This window comes from Roseomonas sp. KE2513, assembly GCF_016107305.1.
Lineage (GTDB): Bacteria > Pseudomonadota > Alphaproteobacteria > Acetobacterales > Acetobacteraceae > Roseomonas.
This window is the reverse complement of sequence record NZ_RCVR01000003.1, coordinates 202208-217460: the sequence shown is the minus strand read 5'-3', so window position 1 is coordinate 217460 and position 15253 is coordinate 202208. Positions and strand designations below refer to the sequence as shown.

Sequence of the window (15253 nt, the reverse complement as noted above, 5' to 3'; positions counted from 1 at the left end):
GGGCCGAGCCAACGCCGCCCCTCGCCTACCGGGGCCGCAGCACCCAGATCCGGCCGGTCTCGCGCATCCGCCCCGCAGCGGAGCCGGCCGCCTCGCCCCAGCCCCAGAAGAGGTCGGCGCGCGCAGGGCCGCGGATGGCGCCGCCCGTGTCCTGCGCCACGACCAGCCGTTCCAGCCGCCCCCCCTCCGTCGGGTGGCGCGTCTCGATCCAGAGGGGAAGGCCGAGCGGCACGTGACCGCGGTCCACCGCCACCGAGCGACCGGGCGTAAGGGGCGCGCCGAGCGTCCCGGCCGGCCCGCCCGACGGCGGCAGGTCGTCACGCCAGCGGAAGAAGACCCAGGAGGGGTTGGTGTCCATCAGCGCCCGCGCCTCCCCGGGCGGCGCGGCGTGCAGCCAGGCGCGGAGAGAATCCATGGAAACCTGCTCGCGCGCCATCGCCCCGCGCTCGATCAGCACACGCCCGATAGGCACGTAGGGATGCGCGTTCTTGCCGGCATAGCCGAGCCGCCGCTCGCTCCCATCCGGGAAGACGGCGCGGCCGGAGCCCTGGATCTGGAGGAAGAAGGCGTCCACCGGGTCTGCCCAGGCGAGCACCTGCCCTGGCCAGGCGCCGGCCGCCACCGCTGCCTCGATCGAAGCACGCGGCAACTCGGCCGGTCCCATGGCAAGGAGCGGCGCGGTGAAGCCCGGCGCGCGGACGGGCGAGACGCGCAGCACCGGCTCGTAATAGCCCGTCACCAGCCCCTCGCCCGCGAGGACCGGCTCGAAATAGCGGACGAAGAAGGCGCGGGCGGCGGCCTCGTCGCCGGGCGGCACCAGCGGCGCGGCCGCGCAGGCCGGCGCCAGCGTTCCCGGATAGGCGAGCGCCGCGCAGCCCGCGACGAAAGCCGGGACCGCCTCGGAGAGCCGGTCCCGCTCCCAGCGCGGCGAGGGCGTGCAGCCCGAGGCGACCCCCGCCGCAAGAAAGGCGAGGAGAAGCCGAATTGCCCGAGGAATGATCAGGCGGAGCGGGTGCTGGTGAGCTTCCAGGCCGGGTCGCTGCTGCGAACGTCGCGCTGGAAGGTCCAAATATCCGTCAGCTCCGTCACCGCATCGGTGCCCGCCACGGGCTTGCCGGTGGCGTCCGTGGTCATGTTCACCTGGTCGGAGACGAAGCGCACCGTGACCTCGGCCGTGGTGCCACGCAGGTCGGCGCCGTCGATCGAGGCCTCGCGGATCTCCCGGATCTCGGTGCGCTGCTGCTCGCCCTTCGCCTCACGGTCGGTGATGGCGGCCTCGAAGCCCGCATAGGTCTCGTCGGAGAGGAGGTTGCGCAGCGCCACCCGGTTACCCGAGGCGAAGCCCTCCACGATCATCCGGAAGGCCCCCTCCGCGCCACCGAGGAAGCCGGCGGGATCGAAGGAGGAATCGGCCGAGCGGATGCGCGCCAACGCCTGGCCGACCGGCCCGCGCGGGTCGGGCACGCCGCGGGTCGGCGTCGCCGCCGCAGGCGCAGCCGCGCCGGCCAGGGGCGGCACGGGCAGCGAGCCACGTTCTCCGGGCGGGCGCTCGAAGCCCGTCCGCCGTCCCAGCACGCTGCGCAGGCGCAGAACCAGGAAGGCCGCCACCATCCCGAACAGAATCAGGTCAACCGGAAAACCGCCGCCCTGCATCATGATCTCCTCATGACACAATAGTTAGGCGCGCGGTCCCGCCGCCGCAACCGGCCAGCGCGAGACCATGGGGCTCCTCGCCACGTTTCCTGGAACGGCAGCGGAGGCGCGGGCGTTGTGCGCGCGACCCTCGCCCGCTATCGGCGAGGCCGAGACGAAAGGGGAACCGCCCATGATCCTGCTGCGACACGGCCAGAGCGAGTTCAACCTTCACTTCAATGCCACCCGCCAGGATCCCGGCATCGAGGACCCGCGGCTCACCCCCCTGGGCCACGAGCAGGCGGAGGCCGCGGCCGAGGCCCTTGCGGCTCAGGGCGTCACCCGCATCCTCGCCAGCCCCTACACCCGCGCCCTGCAGACGGCGGCCCCCCTCGCCCGCCGCCTCGGCCTGCCCGTCCACGTCCAGCCCCTGGTGCGGGAGCGCTTCGCCTTCACCTGCGACGTCGGCTCCCACCGGGACGAGCTCTGCGCGGCCTGGCCCGAACTCGACTTCGGCCATCTCGACGCGATCTGGTGGCCGCAGGAGGAGGAGGGCAGCGACAGCATCCTCTCCCGCGCCCGCCTCTTCCGGGGCGAGATGCGCGAGCGTCCGGATTGGCCGCACACGGTGGTGGTCTGCCATTGGGGCTTCATCATGGCCATGACTGGACTCTCCGTGATGAACGGCCACTGGCTGCGGGTGGACCCCACCGAGGATGGCCCCCTGACGGTCTCCTGGCACCACGGCTGACACTCCGGACCGGGCCACTGACAGCACCCCCGGCCCGTGCTACCCCGCCGCACCGCCGCCCCTCCGACGAAGGCTGACCCAATGTCCGACCTGCCGCCGCTTCCCAACACCCCGCCCAACGGCGCCGACCAGCAGCCCCAGAATGTTCAGCCGCTGGTCGTGAACATGCAGTACGTGAAGGACCTCTCCTTCGAGGTTCCCGGCGCGCCCGAGATCTACACCTCGCTGCGTGAGCAGCCGCGCATCGACGTGGCGCTGGACGTCCAGGCCCGCGCCCTGCAGGACGGCGGCAACGTCTTCGAGGTGACGCTGCAGATCCGCGCCGACGCCAAGACCGCCGACGGCACCACCGCCTTCATCGCGGAACTCGCCTATAGCGGCATCTTCACCGTGAACGTAGGCGCGGACGTGCTGGAGCCGGTGCTGCTGGTCGAGTGCCCGCGCCTGCTCTTCCCCTTCGCGCGCAACATCCTCTCCGACGTCACGCGCGACGGCGGCTTCATGCCGGTGGCCCTGACGCCGATCGACTTCGTCGCCCTCTGGCAGTCCCGCCGTGGCCAGGGCGGCGCCCCCGCCAACGTCGCGCTGGCCTGACACGCCCCGGTAGCGCCCGCGAGGGTGCTGCCCTGCATTCAGCGATAGAGTTTCCTGCCCTTGGCCCTGGAGAGGGCTCTGCCCTCTCCGTACCTCGCCCGCCAAGGGCCTGAGGCCCTTGGATCCCCATCTGACTTCGTGGATGCGGTGATCGGGGGCCAGTTCTGTTTCCTGACGCCCTTCCTGCGCGTGCAATCGCCTCGGGTCCACGACCCGAGGCGCACCGGGCGCAGATGCCTCTCAAACAGATAGAAGATGATGGTGAGGGGTCCGGGGAGAGGAAGAATTCCTTCTTCCTCTCCCCGGGGCCACCAGCACCCGCCACCCGGAACAAGGGCCTGAACCCTCAGCCCCCTTCCGCCGGAAGCGCCGCAGCCAGCAATTGCTGCCCTGCCCGCTCGAGCGCATCCGCCGCTTCGCCCGCACCGAGGGAGGCCGCGGAGGAGAAGGCGCCTTCCGTCAGCATCATCAGCGTATCGCCCAGCATGGCCGGATCGGCGGCGCCGGCCTCGGCCGAGACCCGCCGGAGCGCCTCGCGCAGGCCGCGCTTGAAGTTGTCGGCGACCTTGCGGGCGGGGTGCTCGGGATCGGGGAACTCGGCGATGGCGAGGCCGAGCGAGCAGCCGCGGAATCCCGGCTGGCGCAGCTCCGCGACGGCCGCCGCGAGGTAGGCGGCCGGGCGCTCGCGCGGGGGTGTCGCGGGGCCCAGCGCGTCCCGGTACCAAGCCGCCTCCTGGTCGCAATCGTCGCGCAGGATGCAGGCCACCAGCTCGTCCTTGGATGGAAAGGCCCGGTAGAGGCTGATCTTCGTGGTGCCGGCCACGCGGCACAATTCCTCGACGCCCGTCGCGCGGATGCCCTGCCGGTAGAACAGATCCCGGGCCACCTCCCTCAGTCGCTGCGCGGCCGTACGGCGCGGGGGGGTCGCGGACACTTCGCTCACGGGCACCTCTCTGTCTGGCCGGACGTAAAGCCTGTCCGGAGGGGGGTTGCAATGTGACCGACCGGTTCGTATCAATGTCACGAACCGGTCGGTATCATCCGACCGCCGGAGATTGGCCATGCCGACCCCCATTCGCAAGGGTCTCGTCCCGCTGGCGTTTGCCCTCGCCCTTCCTGTCCTCCCCCTCGCCGCCCAGCCCGCGCCACCCACCGTCACCGTTTCCGAGCCGGTGCGCCGCAACGTGACGGAGTGGGAGGAGCACATCGCCCGCCTCGAGCCCTCCGCCCGCGTCGAACTGCGCCCCCGCGTCTCCGGCCAGGTGGAGCGCGTGCATTTCCGCGACGGTCAGGTGGTGCGGGCGGGCGACCTGCTCTTCACCATCGACCGCGCCCCCTTCGACATCGCGGTCGAGAGCGCGCGGGCCGAGCTGGCGCGCGCCGAGGCGAAGCTCGAGCTCGCCCGGCAGGAGATCGACCGCACCTCCTCCCTCGTGCGGGAGCGCTTCGCGCCCCAGGCCCAGCTCGACACCCGCCGCGCCGCCCAGCGCGACGCCGAGGGCGGGATCACTGATGCCCGCGCCAAGCTGCGCCAGGCGGAGCTGGAGCGGAGCTGGACCGAGGTGCGTGCGCCCCAGTCCGGCCGCGTCTCGGACCGCCGGGTGGACGCCGGCAACCTCGTCCAAGCCGGGAACACGCTACTGACCACCATCGTGGCGCTGGACCCGATCTACGCCACCTTCGACCTCAGCGAGGCCGACTACCTCCGCTTCGCCCGCCGCGGCGCGCGCGCCGAGGGCGACGCCGCCGAGCCGGTGCGCCTGCGCCTGGCCGACGAGGCCGAGTTCAACCGCGGCGGCCGCCTCGACTTCCTCGACACCGCGCTCGACAACCGCTCCGGCACGATCCGGGCGCGGGCAACGGTCGCGAACCCCGACCTCTTCCTCACCCCCGGCACCTTCGCTCGCCTGCGCCTGCGTGCCGGCGAGGGCGACGTGCTGCTCGTGCCGGACGCCGCCATCGCGGCCGACCAGGCGGCGCGGGTGGTGATGACGGTCGCGGCCGACGGCACCGTGGTCGCCAAGCCCGTGACCCTCGGCCCCGTGGTGGACGGCCTGCGCGTGGTGCGCGGCGGCATCCTTCCCGAGGACCACGTGATCGTCGCCGGCCTGCACCTCGCCCGCCCCGGCGCGCGCGTGACGGCGGAGCTGCGCCCCGCCTCGCCGCCCCGCCTCGCGAACGCCCAGTAGGGAAGCCGGTAAGGAACCGCCGCCATGCGCTTCGCCCAGTTCTTCATCGCGCGGCCCGTCTTCGCCTCGGTGATCTCGATCGCGATCGTGCTCATCGGCGCCATCTCGGGCTTCCGGCTGCCGATCAGCGAGTACCCCGAGATTGCGCCGCCCACCGTCACCATCGCCGCCACCTATCCCGGCGCCTCCGCCGCCGTGATCGCGGAGACCGTCGCCTCGCCCATCGAGCAGGAGATCAACGGCGTGGAGGGGATGCTCTACGTCTCCTCCCAGGCGACGGGCGACGGGCGGCTCGCCGTCAACGTCGTCTTCCGCCAGGGCGTGGACGTGGACCAGGCCCAGGTGCTCGTCCAGAACCGCATGGCCGTCGCCGAGGCGCGGCTGCCCGAGGAGGTGCGGCGGCTCGGCATCACCGTCCGCAAGGCCTCGCCCGACATCATGATGGTGATCCACCTCTTCTCGCCGGATGGTTCGCGCGACGAGGGGTACATCTCCAACTACGCGATGCTGAACGTGAAGGACCGCATCGCGCGGCTCGACGGCGTGGGCGACGTGCAGGTCTTCGGCGCGCGCGACTACGCCATGCGCATCTGGCTCGATCCCGCCAAGGTCGCCGCCCGCGGCCTCACCCCGGGCGAGGTGCTCGACGCGCTGCGCCGCGCGAACGTGCAGGTGGCCGCCGGCGGCCTCAACCAGCCGCCGACCGAGGCCTCCAACGGCGCCTTCCAGCTCAACATCCAGGCGCTCGGCCGGCTGCGCAGCGTGGAGGAGTTCTCCGACATCGTCGTCGCCACCGGCGAGGGCGGCGCGCCGCTGCGCCTGCGCGACCTGGCGCGGGTGGAGCTCGGCGCGCAGGACTACACGCTCAGCGCCTATCTCGACGCCGACAAGGCCGTCGCCATGCCGGTCTTCCAGCGCCCCGGCTCGAACGCGCTGGCCACCGCCACCGCGCTCCGCGCGACGCTCGAGGAGCTGAAGCGCGACTTCCCGCCGGGCCTCGACTACAGCACCGTCTACGACACCACCCAGTTCATCGAGCAGTCGATGGAAGCGGTGGTGCACACCTTCGTCGAGGCGATCATCCTCGTCGTGCTGGTGGTGATCCTGTTCCTCCAGTCCTGGCGCGCCTCGATCATCCCGCTGGCGGCGATCCCCGTCTCGATCATCGGCACGCTCGCCTTCATGTCAGCGCTCGGCATCTCGCTGAACAACCTCTCGATGTTCGGCCTTATCCTCGCGATCGGCATCGTGGTGGACGACGCCATCGTGGTGGTCGAGAACGTGGAGCGCCACATGGCGGAGGGGATGGACCCCGTCGCCGCCACCCGCCGCACGATGGACGAGGTTGGCTTCGCGCTGATGGCCATCGCGCTCGTGCTCTGCGCCGTCTTCGTCCCCACCGCCTTCATCGAGGGCATCTCGGGCGCCTTCTACCGGCAGTTCGCCGTCACCATCGCGGTGGCGACGCTCCTCTCGGCCCTCGTCTCGCTCACCCTCTCGCCCGCGCTCGCGGCACTGCTGCTGCGGCCGCATGGCCACGCGCGCGCGACGGGCTGGCGAGCCGTGCTCGGGGCGCCCTTCGGCCTGTTCTTCCGCGGCTTCAACCGGCTCTTCGACCTGCTCTCGATCGGCTACAGCGGGGTGACGCGGCGGCTCGTGCGGCTCTCGGCCGTGCTGCTCATCCTCTACGCGGGGCTGCTTGCCTTCACCGGCTACACGGTGGGCAGGACCCCCACGGGGCTGATCCCGCCGCTCGACCGCGGCTACCTCATCGCCGCCTTCCAGCTGCCGCCGGGCGCCGCCCTCTCGCGCACCGACGCCGTGGTGCGCCAGGCGGCGAAGGACGTGCTGGAAATCCCCGGTGTCGCCCACGCCGTCGCCTTCACCGGCTTCGACGGCGCCACCTTCACCAACGCGCCCAATTCGGGCGTGATCTTCCTCACCCTGAAGTCCTTCGAGGAGCGCGAGGCGGAGCACCTCACCTTCCCCGGCATCACCGCCGCCGTGCAGGCGCGGCTGATGGCGCAGCGGGACGCGCTGGCCCTCGTCATCCCCCCGCCCTCCGTGCCGGGCATCGGCACCGGCGGCGGCTTCAAGCTCTACATCCAGGACCGCGGCGACCGCGGCGCGCGGGCGCTGGAGGAGGTGACGAACCGCATCGTCGCCGCCGCCAATCAGCGGCCCGAGATCGCCATGGCCTTCACCTTGTTCAACACCAAGACCCCGACGCTCCGGGCCGAGGTGGACCGCAGCAAGGCGGAGATGCTGGGCGTGCCGCTGTCGCGCGTGTCGGAGGCGCTGTCGGTCTATCTCGGCTCGGCCTTCGTGAACGACTTCAACATTCTCGGCCGCACCTACCGCGTCACCGCCCAGGCCGAGGAAACCCAGCGCCTCACCCCGCGCGACGTCGCCCTGCTGCGCACCCGCAACAACGAGGGCGCGATGGTGCCGATCGGCGCGCTCGCCTCGCTCGAGCCTGACAGCGCCGCCTATCGCGTGCCGCGCTACAACCTCTACCCCGCGGCCGAGGTGCAAGGCGCGGGCAAGCCCGGCATCTCCACCGGCCAGGCGATCGCGGCCATGGAGGCCCTGCTGCGCGAGGAGCTGCCGCCCGGCTTCGGCTACGAGTGGACGGAGATCGCTCTGCAGGAAACCACCCAGGGCAACACCGCCCCCATCGCCTTCGGCCTCGCGGTGGTCTTCGTCATCCTCCTGCTCGCCGCCCTCTACGAGAGCTGGCTGCTGCCGCTGGCGGTGGTGCTCATCGCGCCCATGTCGGTGCTCGCGGCCCTCACCGGCGTGGTCTGGCGCGGGCTCGACAACAACGTGCTCGTGCAGGTCGGCCTCGTGGTGCTGATCGGCCTCGCGGCGAAGAACGCGATCCTCATCGTCGAATTCGCCCGCCACGCCGAGGAGGAAGGCATGACACGCTGGCAGGCCGCCGAGGCCGCGGCCCGCACCCGCCTGCGGCCGATCCTTATGACCTCGCTGGCCTTCATCCTCGGCGTGCTGCCGCTCGCCGTCGCCACCGGCGCGGGCGCGGAAATGCGCCAGAGCCTCGGCGTGGCGGTCTTTGCGGGCATGCTCGGCGTCACCGGCTTCGGGCTCATCTTCACGCCCGTCTTCTACGTGGTGGCGCGGGCCCTGGCGCGGCGGGAACGGGGGAAGATGGTGGCCCACGGAGAAGACGCTGCCCTCTCCGCACCTCCCGGGTGAACGCGCAGCGTTCATCCCGCCCCGCCAAGGGCCTGAGGTCCTTGGATCCCCGCCTGGCTGTCGCGGAACATTCCTGAACGTGACGTCGCCTCGGGCCCACGACCCCAGGCGCACCGGCCGCAAAGCATCTCTGACTTGAAGAAAAGGATGAGTGGGGGTCTGGGGGAGAGAATTCATTCTCTCCCCCAGCGTCACCGGCGACGCCCGAAGTCAGCCCTCGCCCGCCGCCACTCGCCCAATCGCCCACTGGATCCCACCAGCGCCAGCTTCCGCCGCGACCACCACCTGTTTGGTCTGTCGCGGTTCCCCGAAGAGCTGCACGCTGTCCTCAACCGTCACCTGCCCGCCCCGCGCGCGCAGGCGCCAGGCGGAGCCGGAGGGAAGGCGCAGCAGCACGGAGGCGCCGTCCTCATGGAGGGTGGCGTTGACCGCGTGGTGGAGGTGGAAGCGCACGGTGAAGGCGGGCACGTTCTCGCCCTCCACCAGGTCCTCGCCGCGCAGGTCATCCCCGGACTCCGCGAGGTAGAGGCGGCGGCGGTGAAGGGCGTTGAAGCCGCGCTTCCACCCGTCATGCGTGGCTTCCAGCCACTGCGCGCCGCTCGCCTCGTGACGCTCGGCCTCCACGTTCTCGGGGCGGCGGCCAAGGCCGTCCTCGGTCAGTTCGCTGCTATTGGTGTCGGCGAGCGTCAGGGTCGAGTGCGCGGCGGTCGCCCGCATCGCGTCCCGCCAGGCGCCCTCGGCGGCGGGGGCGGCGCCGCAGTTCACGATCATCCGGTCCCGGCCGATCGACATCTCGAAGGAGAGGGTGCCGGCGTGGTGGTGCCGGTCCGCGCCGCGCGCCAGCCCACCCGGACCGGGCGCGCCGCCCTTGGGCGGTGGCGCCCCGCAATCGGTGATCACCAGGGTGCGCCCGGCCTGAAGCCGCTGGAAGCCGGCATCGCCAAGGATCAGCGGCGCGCGCCCTCGCGCCTGCGCCTGGGTGAGCACGAGGTCGAGCAGGCTCGCCGCCTCCTCCCGCGTGCCGTTGAAGGCGGCCAGGCCGCCGTCGCCGTGGCGGAACAGGCGCAGCGCCGGCGCCGCGCGGTCCAGCGCATGGGCAAGGTGCGGCGGCGCCTCGATCCCGGCCCCATGAAGCAGGTTGCGGATCTCGATCAGGTCCTGCAGCGCCAGCAGCAGGATGCCGGGGCTGCGCTCCACATGCGCGCCGTCCGGCAGAATTTGGCGGTCGATCTCGGCGGGCAGGAGCTTGAGGCAGCGGGTGAGCCAGGGCTCCTCCTCCAGCGCCACTGCCGCGGCCAGCGCTCCCTTCAGCGCCAGCAGCGCGCCGCGGTGCCGCGCCTCGGCCGGCAGGCTGGCCACGAGGATGCGGGCATCGGAGGCCAGGCGCGTCATCATCGCGCGGCGGAAGCCGTCCTCGGCGGTGGCCGCGGTGAAGTCCCAGTGGCCGAGCCAGGCGGAAAGCCGCGCGCCCGTCACCTCGGGGGTCGTGGCCATCGGGTCGACGCCGGGCGCCTCCAGCCAGGCGCGGGTGATGTCGCGCGCGTGCATCCGGGCGGCATCCGTGCCCAGCGCGCGCAGGTCGCGCAACCAGGAGAAGCCGTGCAGCGCCGCCCGCCAGGTGGGGCTGCCGGCGGTGGGACCGAAGGCGCGGGGATCGTCGGGCAGGGGCCGGACGGTGCCGGCGACTTCCAGCTCCCCGTTCAGCAGGCGCTGCCCACGGGTGGCATCGCCGGGCCAGAGGTCGCGAAAGGCGCGCGCCGGCGCGTCCGGCACGCGGATGGGCTTGAGGCCCGAAAGGGTGCGGCGCGCGCCGCGAAGCCAAGTGCCGCTCATGCCGCGCCCCCCCTCAGGCCGAGGACCGCGGCAGCCCGGTCGGGCGCCCCGAAAACGGCGGTGCCCGCCACCAGCACGTCCGCCCCCGCCGCGATGCAGCGCGGCGCGGTGGCCGCCGTCACGCCGCCATCGACCTGCAGGTGAATGGGCCGCCCGGTCGCGTCGATCATCCGGCGCAGCGTCTCGATCTTCGGCAACTGGCTCTCCAGGAAGGACTGGCCGCCGAAGCCCGGATTCACGGCCATCACGAGGATCAGGTCCACGAGGTCCAGCACATGGGCGACGCTCTCGACCGGGGTTGCGGGGTTGAGGACCACGCCGGCCTTGCGGCCCAGCGCGCGGATGGTCTGCAGGGAACGATGCAGGTGCGGCCCCGCCTCAGGATGCAGGGAGATCAGGTCCGCCCCCGCCTCGGCGAAAGCGGCCAGGTAGGGGTCGGCGGGCGCGATCATCAGGTGCACGTCGAAGGGCATGCGCGTCAGCGGGCGGAGCGCGCGCACGAGCGCCGGGCCGAAGGAGATGTTGGGCACGAAGTGCCCGTCCATGATGTCGAGGTGCAGCCAGTCGGCGCCCGCGGTCTCGGCTGCCCGCACCTCCTCGCCCAGTCGGGTGAAGTCGGCGGCCAGGAGGGAGGGCGCGATCAGGACGGGGTGCGGGGCGGCGCTTGTCACGCGGGGTTTATGCGGCAGAGGGGTTGCCCCGGCAACCGACCGCGCGCGGGAAGCACCATCGCGCCGTGAGTGCAACCCCCGGCCGCGGGGCGCGGCCCCGCCGGGGATCCCTGCCGGCCCGGACGCTCAAGCCGCGGAGAGGCTGATATGCTGCGGAACCTCGAGCCGGCCCTCGGGAAGCACCCAGGTCCCGTCCTCGCCGGCTTTGAAGCCAAGCGTCTCATAAAGGCCGAGGGAGAGCCTGTTCTTCTCCGTCGGCTGGATCAGCCCGCGCATGGTGCCTCCGATGTGCCGCTGCGCGACCGCCATGGCCGCCTGCTCCACCCCCATGCCGAAGACCCGGCAGCTGAGGACGAACTGCTCCACCGTGTCCCGCCGCACGATGACCACGCCGGTGATGCCGTAGGTCGTGAACTTGTCGGAGACGTCGAGCGCGATGAGGCACCCTCCCTCGGCGAAGAGCGCCTCCATCTCGGCCGGCGTCCAGCGGCGGCCGGTGGTGTTGAACTGGTTCGTCTTGTTCAGCAGCTCGAAGCAGCGCTGGAAGCGCCGGTCCGCGCCGTCCCGCACCACATGCGGCACGATCTCGATGCCCAGCGAGGCGAGGAACTCCTCGTGGCTCATCTCCGAGCGCACCGCCTCGCGCGCGATCTGCGCCTTGATCATCTCGGTCCGGGCCACGGCCTCGTCGGTGATCACCGCCCGCTGCAGCTCGGGCGCCCAGAGGAGGATGCGCCGCCACTCGGCCAGTGGGGCGTCCATCGTGCGCATGCCCGGGAAGGCCTCGCGGATCGCCGCGCGCTCCACGGGGTTGTCGTCCACGAAAAGGACGGAATCCGGCAGCAGGTTCACCTCGGCCAGGATCGCCGCGATGTTCTCGGCCTTGGGCTGCCAATTGATCTTCACGGAGGCGAAGTTCTCGAGCGGGAAGCGGCCCCGGTAGACCTTCTTCCAGATCGCCCGCGCCGTCGCCTCGTCGTTCTTGCTGACGATCGCGAGCAGGATGCCGCGGCGCCAGAGATAGCTCGCCGCCTCCAGCACGCCGAGCGGCCAGCCCTCGACGATCTCGGCCCCCGGATCGTCGGCCTCCGCGGCCACGCCCCGCCAGAGCGTGTCGTCGAGGTCGAAGATGACGAGCTTCACCGCATCCGTCTGCTGCTCCGCCTTCCGCAGCGCGAGCGCCTCTCGGTAGAAGGCGGTGACGATGCGCGCGACACTGGGCGTGTAGAGCTCGTCCACGTTGCCGATCGGCTCCAGCCGCCCCTGGTCGCCGGGCATGATCAAGCCGTTCACGACGGAACCGTGGGTGAAGTGGGAGACAAAGTCCTCCTGGAAGTACTTCTTCCCGAAGGTGTTGATGATCCCGTCCGAATCGATGACGGTCATGTTCCGGAACCCGGCGGCCTCCTCGTGCAGGCGGCGGTTCAGCTCCTCCATGAAGTAGACCATGTTGCTCAGGCAGTAGCGCTTCTGCGCCCGGCCGAGCGGGTTCTGCATCGGGGTGTAGAAGCTCAGGACATAGGAGGGGATGCCGTAGCGGGTGTTATAGGCGGCGATCGCCTCGAGGTTCGCCCTCATCAGCCGGCAGGCCTGCTCGAACAGAGCCTCGTAGCCGGCGATGTCATCCCCCTTGATCGACATCAGCGCCACCTCCGGCAGGATGGAGCGGGCGGGGATCTGCAGGATCTGGAAATCGTAGGTCTTCGCCTCGGCGGCCGTCATGGGCGGCAGGGCGGAGGCGTTGTTGAAGACGATCCGGTTGATCGACACGCCCGGCTCGGCAGCCGTGATGATCGCCGGCCAGCTGTCCATCAGGCAGGAACCGATGAGAAGGAAGCGCGCCGGCCGCGCGGGCGCCGTGGCGAGCCGGTCGGGCAGGCGGAAGCGGTAGTCGTCGATCCGGTTGGGGGAGGGCATGGTGGCGCCCGCCTCCTGGACCACCCGCTTTATCATCTCGGGCGAGCGGCGCACGCTGGTCATGAAGTCGCCGACCTTCACCCGGCTGCCAACGATCTTCGCCTTCCACTCGTCGTTGTTCACGGGACGGTTGAGAATGGCCCGGAAGACCCACTCGACGTCTTCGGCGGTGATGGGCTGGTCCAGATGCGCCATTCGACCCTCGTTCAGGGGAGCCGGCGCATTCCGCAGCGGTTCGGAAGGCACATCGGCCCGCGACGTGACGTTGGATGCCGGCCCGGGCCCGCTTGCCCGGTTGCGCCGACAGCCGCTCACTATCCCTTGAGGCACTGTGGAAGCAAGGATCAACCTTGCCGCCCGCCCGGGGTCGAGGCGGCCAGGACCCGACACCGGTCCAGGGGTCAGATCGGCAGGGCCGTCGTGCCCTTCACCCGCTCCATCGCGAAGCGGCTGGTGACATTGCGCAGGCCCGGAACCGTCGCGGTCAGGCGCCGGTAGAAAGCGTCGTAGGCGGGCATGTCGGCCACGGCAACGCGCAGCAGATAGTCCACGTCACCCCCCATCCGCCAGCACTCCAGCACCTCCGGCATGGCGGCGACAGCATCGGCGAAGCCCTCGATCCAGGCCGCGGAATGGTCCGCGATCTCCAGCGCGACGAAGACCGAGAGCGGCAGGCCGACCAGCGCCGCGTCCAGCAGCGCCACCCGCCCGGCGATGACGCCCGCCCGCTCCAGCCGCCGGATGCGCTTCCAGCAGGGGGTGGGGGTCAGCCCCACCGCCTCCGCGATGGCGGCGAGGGAGAGGGTCGCGTCCCGCTGGATCAGCCGCAGGATCTCGCGATCGGTTGCATCCAACTCCGCAGGAACCGGCATGTGCCAAATCCAACTCCGCTGACGACGAACAAGAGCATAAAAATCTTCTTCTTGCGCAACAAGGCGGGTGAGAGAGAAAACCCTCCTCCAAAGACGACAACTCCTTGGAAAGCCCATGCACGCCCCCTCACGCCGCGGTCTCCTCTCCCTCGCGGCCGCCCTCGCAACCCCTCTCGCCTCCCCGCGCCCCGCCGCCGCCCGCCCCGCCATGGCCCAGGGAGGGGAGCCCGCCTGGCCCGACCGGTCGCTCCGCATCATCGTTCCCGTCGCTCCCGGCGGCAGCCTCGACATCCTCGGGCGCAGCGTGGCCCGCGCCCTCACCGGGCCGCTCGGCCAGCCGGTGGTGGTCGAGAACCACACGGGCGCCGGCAGCAACATCGCCTTCGAGCTGACCGCCCGCGCCAAGCCCGACGGGCTGACGATCCTCGTCGGCTCCGACCCGCTGACCATCAACCCCTCGCTCTATGCCAAGATCGGCTTCGATCCCGTCCGCGACTTCGCGCCCATCGCCGAGCTCGTCCGCGCGCCCCAGGTCCTGGTGGTGAAGAACGGCCTCGAGGCGGGGGACCTCGCGGGCTACCGGCGCCTGGCGCAGGAGATGGCGGGCGGGACCACCCTCGCCTCCCAGGGGAACGGCAGCATCGGCCATCTCGGCGGCATCATGCTCGGACAGGCGCTGGGCTTCACCACCACCCACGTGCCCTATCGCGGTGGCGGGCCCGCCGTGGTCGATCTCGTCGCCGGCCATATCGACAGCCTGCTCGTCACCCTGCCCGCGGCCATCGAGCACATCCGGGAGGGCCGCATCCGCGCGCTCGCCGTCACCGGCCTCTCGCGCAGCCCGGCCCTGCCCGCCGTGCCGACCGTGGCCGAGAGCGGCTTCCCCGGCTTCGAGGTCGTCACCTGGCAGGGCCTGCTCGCCCCCGCCGGCACGCCCGAGCCGATCCTTGAGCGCCTGCACGCCGAGACCCGTGCCGCCATGGCCCGGCCCGAGGTGGGCGACAACCTCCGCGCCCAGGGCTTCGAACTCGCCGCCGGCAGCCGCGCGGACTTCGCGGCCCTCGTCCAGGCCGAGGCGGCGCGCTGGCCCGCCATCGTCCGCGCCTCCGGGGCGCGCGTGGACTGATCCTGTTAGGGATCTGTCCTGCTGTGGTGGCGCTGATAATTCGGGGAGAGAAAGCAGGAATTCTTCCTCTCCCCGGACCCGTCGGAGGCAGTGCCTCCGACCCATCACCTTTTTCTTCGAGTTGGAACCTCTGAACGGCCGGTGCGCCTCGGGTCGTGGACCCGAGGCGACTGCATTTTCAGAAAGGTTCCGCGATAGCCAGATGGGGATCCAAGGGCCTCAGGCCCCTGGCAGGTGAGGTCCAGAGAGGGCAGCGCCCTCTCCGGGGCAATCAGCACCGTCGCGGTCAGGTCTCCCGCAACACGGCATAGTTCCGCGCAGGCCACCCGATCCATCGGGGTGATCGTGGCACACGCCCGTCACTCCCCTGCCCACATCGATCAACTCCGGGTTATTCGCCGCCGCCCACGTGTATTCTCCTCCACGTGAGCAGTTGCAGCATGGTGATCGCG

At 71.4% G+C, this 15253-nt stretch carries 12 protein-coding genes; 5 read left to right on the top strand and 7 right to left on the bottom strand.

The annotated features are described in order from the left end of the window. Positions 1–25: 25 nt before the first annotated feature. A complete protein-coding gene (locus tag D9599_RS04720) occupies positions 26–1069 on the bottom strand; it encodes a murein transglycosylase A (protein WP_232480133.1) in 1044 nt (347 codons plus the stop codon). Next, positions 1000–1656: a Tim44/TimA family putative adaptor protein gene (locus D9599_RS04715; RefSeq protein WP_232480132.1), complete on the bottom strand. Its 657-nt coding sequence runs from the start codon at positions 1654–1656 to the stop codon at positions 1000–1002. The genes D9599_RS04720 and D9599_RS04715 overlap by 70 nt, the downstream gene beginning before the upstream one ends. 169 nt (positions 1657–1825) lie before the next feature. Between D9599_RS04715 and D9599_RS04710 the strand changes: the two genes are divergently transcribed. Both D9599_RS04710 and secB read left to right on the top strand, forming a co-directional pair. Then, positions 1826–2383: a histidine phosphatase family protein gene (locus D9599_RS04710; RefSeq protein ID WP_198380062.1), complete on the top strand. Its 558-nt coding sequence runs from the start codon at positions 1826–1828 to the stop codon at positions 2381–2383. An 81-nt stretch (positions 2384–2464) separates the two neighbouring features. Further along, on the top strand, positions 2465–2977 hold the full coding sequence (secB, locus tag D9599_RS04705) for a protein-export chaperone SecB (protein ID WP_198380061.1): 513 nt from the start codon (positions 2465–2467) through the stop codon (positions 2975–2977). Between the two features lie 346 nt (positions 2978–3323). On the opposite strand, the gene D9599_RS04700 is transcribed toward secB, so the two are convergent. Beyond that, complete coding sequence (locus D9599_RS04700; RefSeq protein WP_309228536.1) at positions 3324–3920, bottom strand: TetR/AcrR family transcriptional regulator; 597 nt, start codon at positions 3918–3920, stop codon at positions 3324–3326. A 118-nt stretch (positions 3921–4038) separates the two neighbouring features. Between D9599_RS04700 and D9599_RS04695 the strand changes: the two genes are divergently transcribed. Together D9599_RS04695 and D9599_RS04690 are read left to right on the top strand one after the other, a co-directional pair. Next, on the top strand, positions 4039–5166 hold the full coding sequence (locus D9599_RS04695) for an efflux RND transporter periplasmic adaptor subunit (protein WP_198380059.1): 1128 nt from the start codon (positions 4039–4041) through the stop codon (positions 5164–5166). 24 nt (positions 5167–5190) lie between these two features. Continuing rightward, complete coding sequence (locus D9599_RS04690) at positions 5191–8382, top strand: efflux RND transporter permease subunit (protein ID WP_198380058.1); 3192 nt, start codon at positions 5191–5193, stop codon at positions 8380–8382. Positions 8383–8592: 210 nt separating this feature from the next. Here D9599_RS04690 and D9599_RS04685 read toward each other — a convergent pair whose 3' ends face one another. The 4 genes from D9599_RS04685 to D9599_RS04670 form a co-directional block, all read right to left on the bottom strand. After that, positions 8593–10215, bottom strand: coding sequence for a heparinase II/III family protein (locus D9599_RS04685; protein WP_198380057.1), 1623 nt, complete (start codon positions 10213–10215; stop codon positions 8593–8595). Continuing rightward, positions 10212–10886 carry a ribulose-phosphate 3-epimerase gene (rpe, locus tag D9599_RS04680; RefSeq protein ID WP_198380056.1) on the bottom strand — a complete coding sequence of 225 codons (675 nt, stop codon included), beginning with the start codon at positions 10884–10886 and terminating at the stop codon, positions 10212–10214. The genes D9599_RS04685 and rpe overlap by 4 nt, the downstream gene beginning before the upstream one ends. A gap of 126 nt (positions 10887–11012) precedes the next feature. Next, the gene (locus D9599_RS04675; RefSeq protein ID WP_198380055.1) at positions 11013–12998 is read right to left on the bottom strand and encodes an HAD family hydrolase; all 1986 of its coding nucleotides are present in this window, start codon (positions 12996–12998) and stop codon (positions 11013–11015) included. Positions 12999–13204: 206 nt separating this feature from the next. After that, the gene (locus tag D9599_RS04670; protein WP_198380054.1) at positions 13205–13675 is read right to left on the bottom strand and encodes an Lrp/AsnC family transcriptional regulator; all 471 of its coding nucleotides are present in this window, start codon (positions 13673–13675) and stop codon (positions 13205–13207) included. A gap of 115 nt (positions 13676–13790) precedes the next feature. Between D9599_RS04670 and D9599_RS04665 the strand changes: the two genes are divergently transcribed. Next, a complete protein-coding gene (locus tag D9599_RS04665) occupies positions 13791–14801 on the top strand; it encodes a tripartite tricarboxylate transporter substrate binding protein (protein WP_198380053.1) in 1011 nt (336 codons plus the stop codon). Positions 14802–15253 lie beyond the last annotated feature (452 nt).

Bases quoted from the DNA above. Each gene is read 5' to 3' on its own strand.
- D9599_RS04665 (WP_198380053.1), top strand. From the start codon at position 13,791: ATGCACGCCCCCTCACGCCGCGGTCTCCTCTCCCTCGCGGCCGCCCTC.
- D9599_RS04685 (WP_198380057.1), bottom strand. From the start codon at position 10,215: ATGAGCGGCACTTGGCTTCGCGGCGCGCGCCGCACCCTTTCGGGCCTC.
- D9599_RS04670 (WP_198380054.1), bottom strand. From the start codon at position 13,675: ATGCCGGTTCCTGCGGAGTTGGATGCAACCGATCGCGAGATCCTGCGG.
- D9599_RS04675 (WP_198380055.1), bottom strand. From the start codon at position 12,998: ATGGCGCATCTGGACCAGCCCATCACCGCCGAAGACGTCGAGTGGGTC.
- D9599_RS04715 (WP_232480132.1), bottom strand. From the start codon at position 1,656: ATGATGCAGGGCGGCGGTTTTCCGGTTGACCTGATTCTGTTCGGGATG.
- D9599_RS04690 (WP_198380058.1), top strand. From the start codon at position 5,191: ATGCGCTTCGCCCAGTTCTTCATCGCGCGGCCCGTCTTCGCCTCGGTG.
- D9599_RS04695 (WP_198380059.1), top strand. From the start codon at position 4,039: ATGCCGACCCCCATTCGCAAGGGTCTCGTCCCGCTGGCGTTTGCCCTC.
- secB (WP_198380061.1), top strand. From the start codon at position 2,465: ATGTCCGACCTGCCGCCGCTTCCCAACACCCCGCCCAACGGCGCCGAC.
- D9599_RS04710 (WP_198380062.1), top strand. From the start codon at position 1,826: ATGATCCTGCTGCGACACGGCCAGAGCGAGTTCAACCTTCACTTCAAT.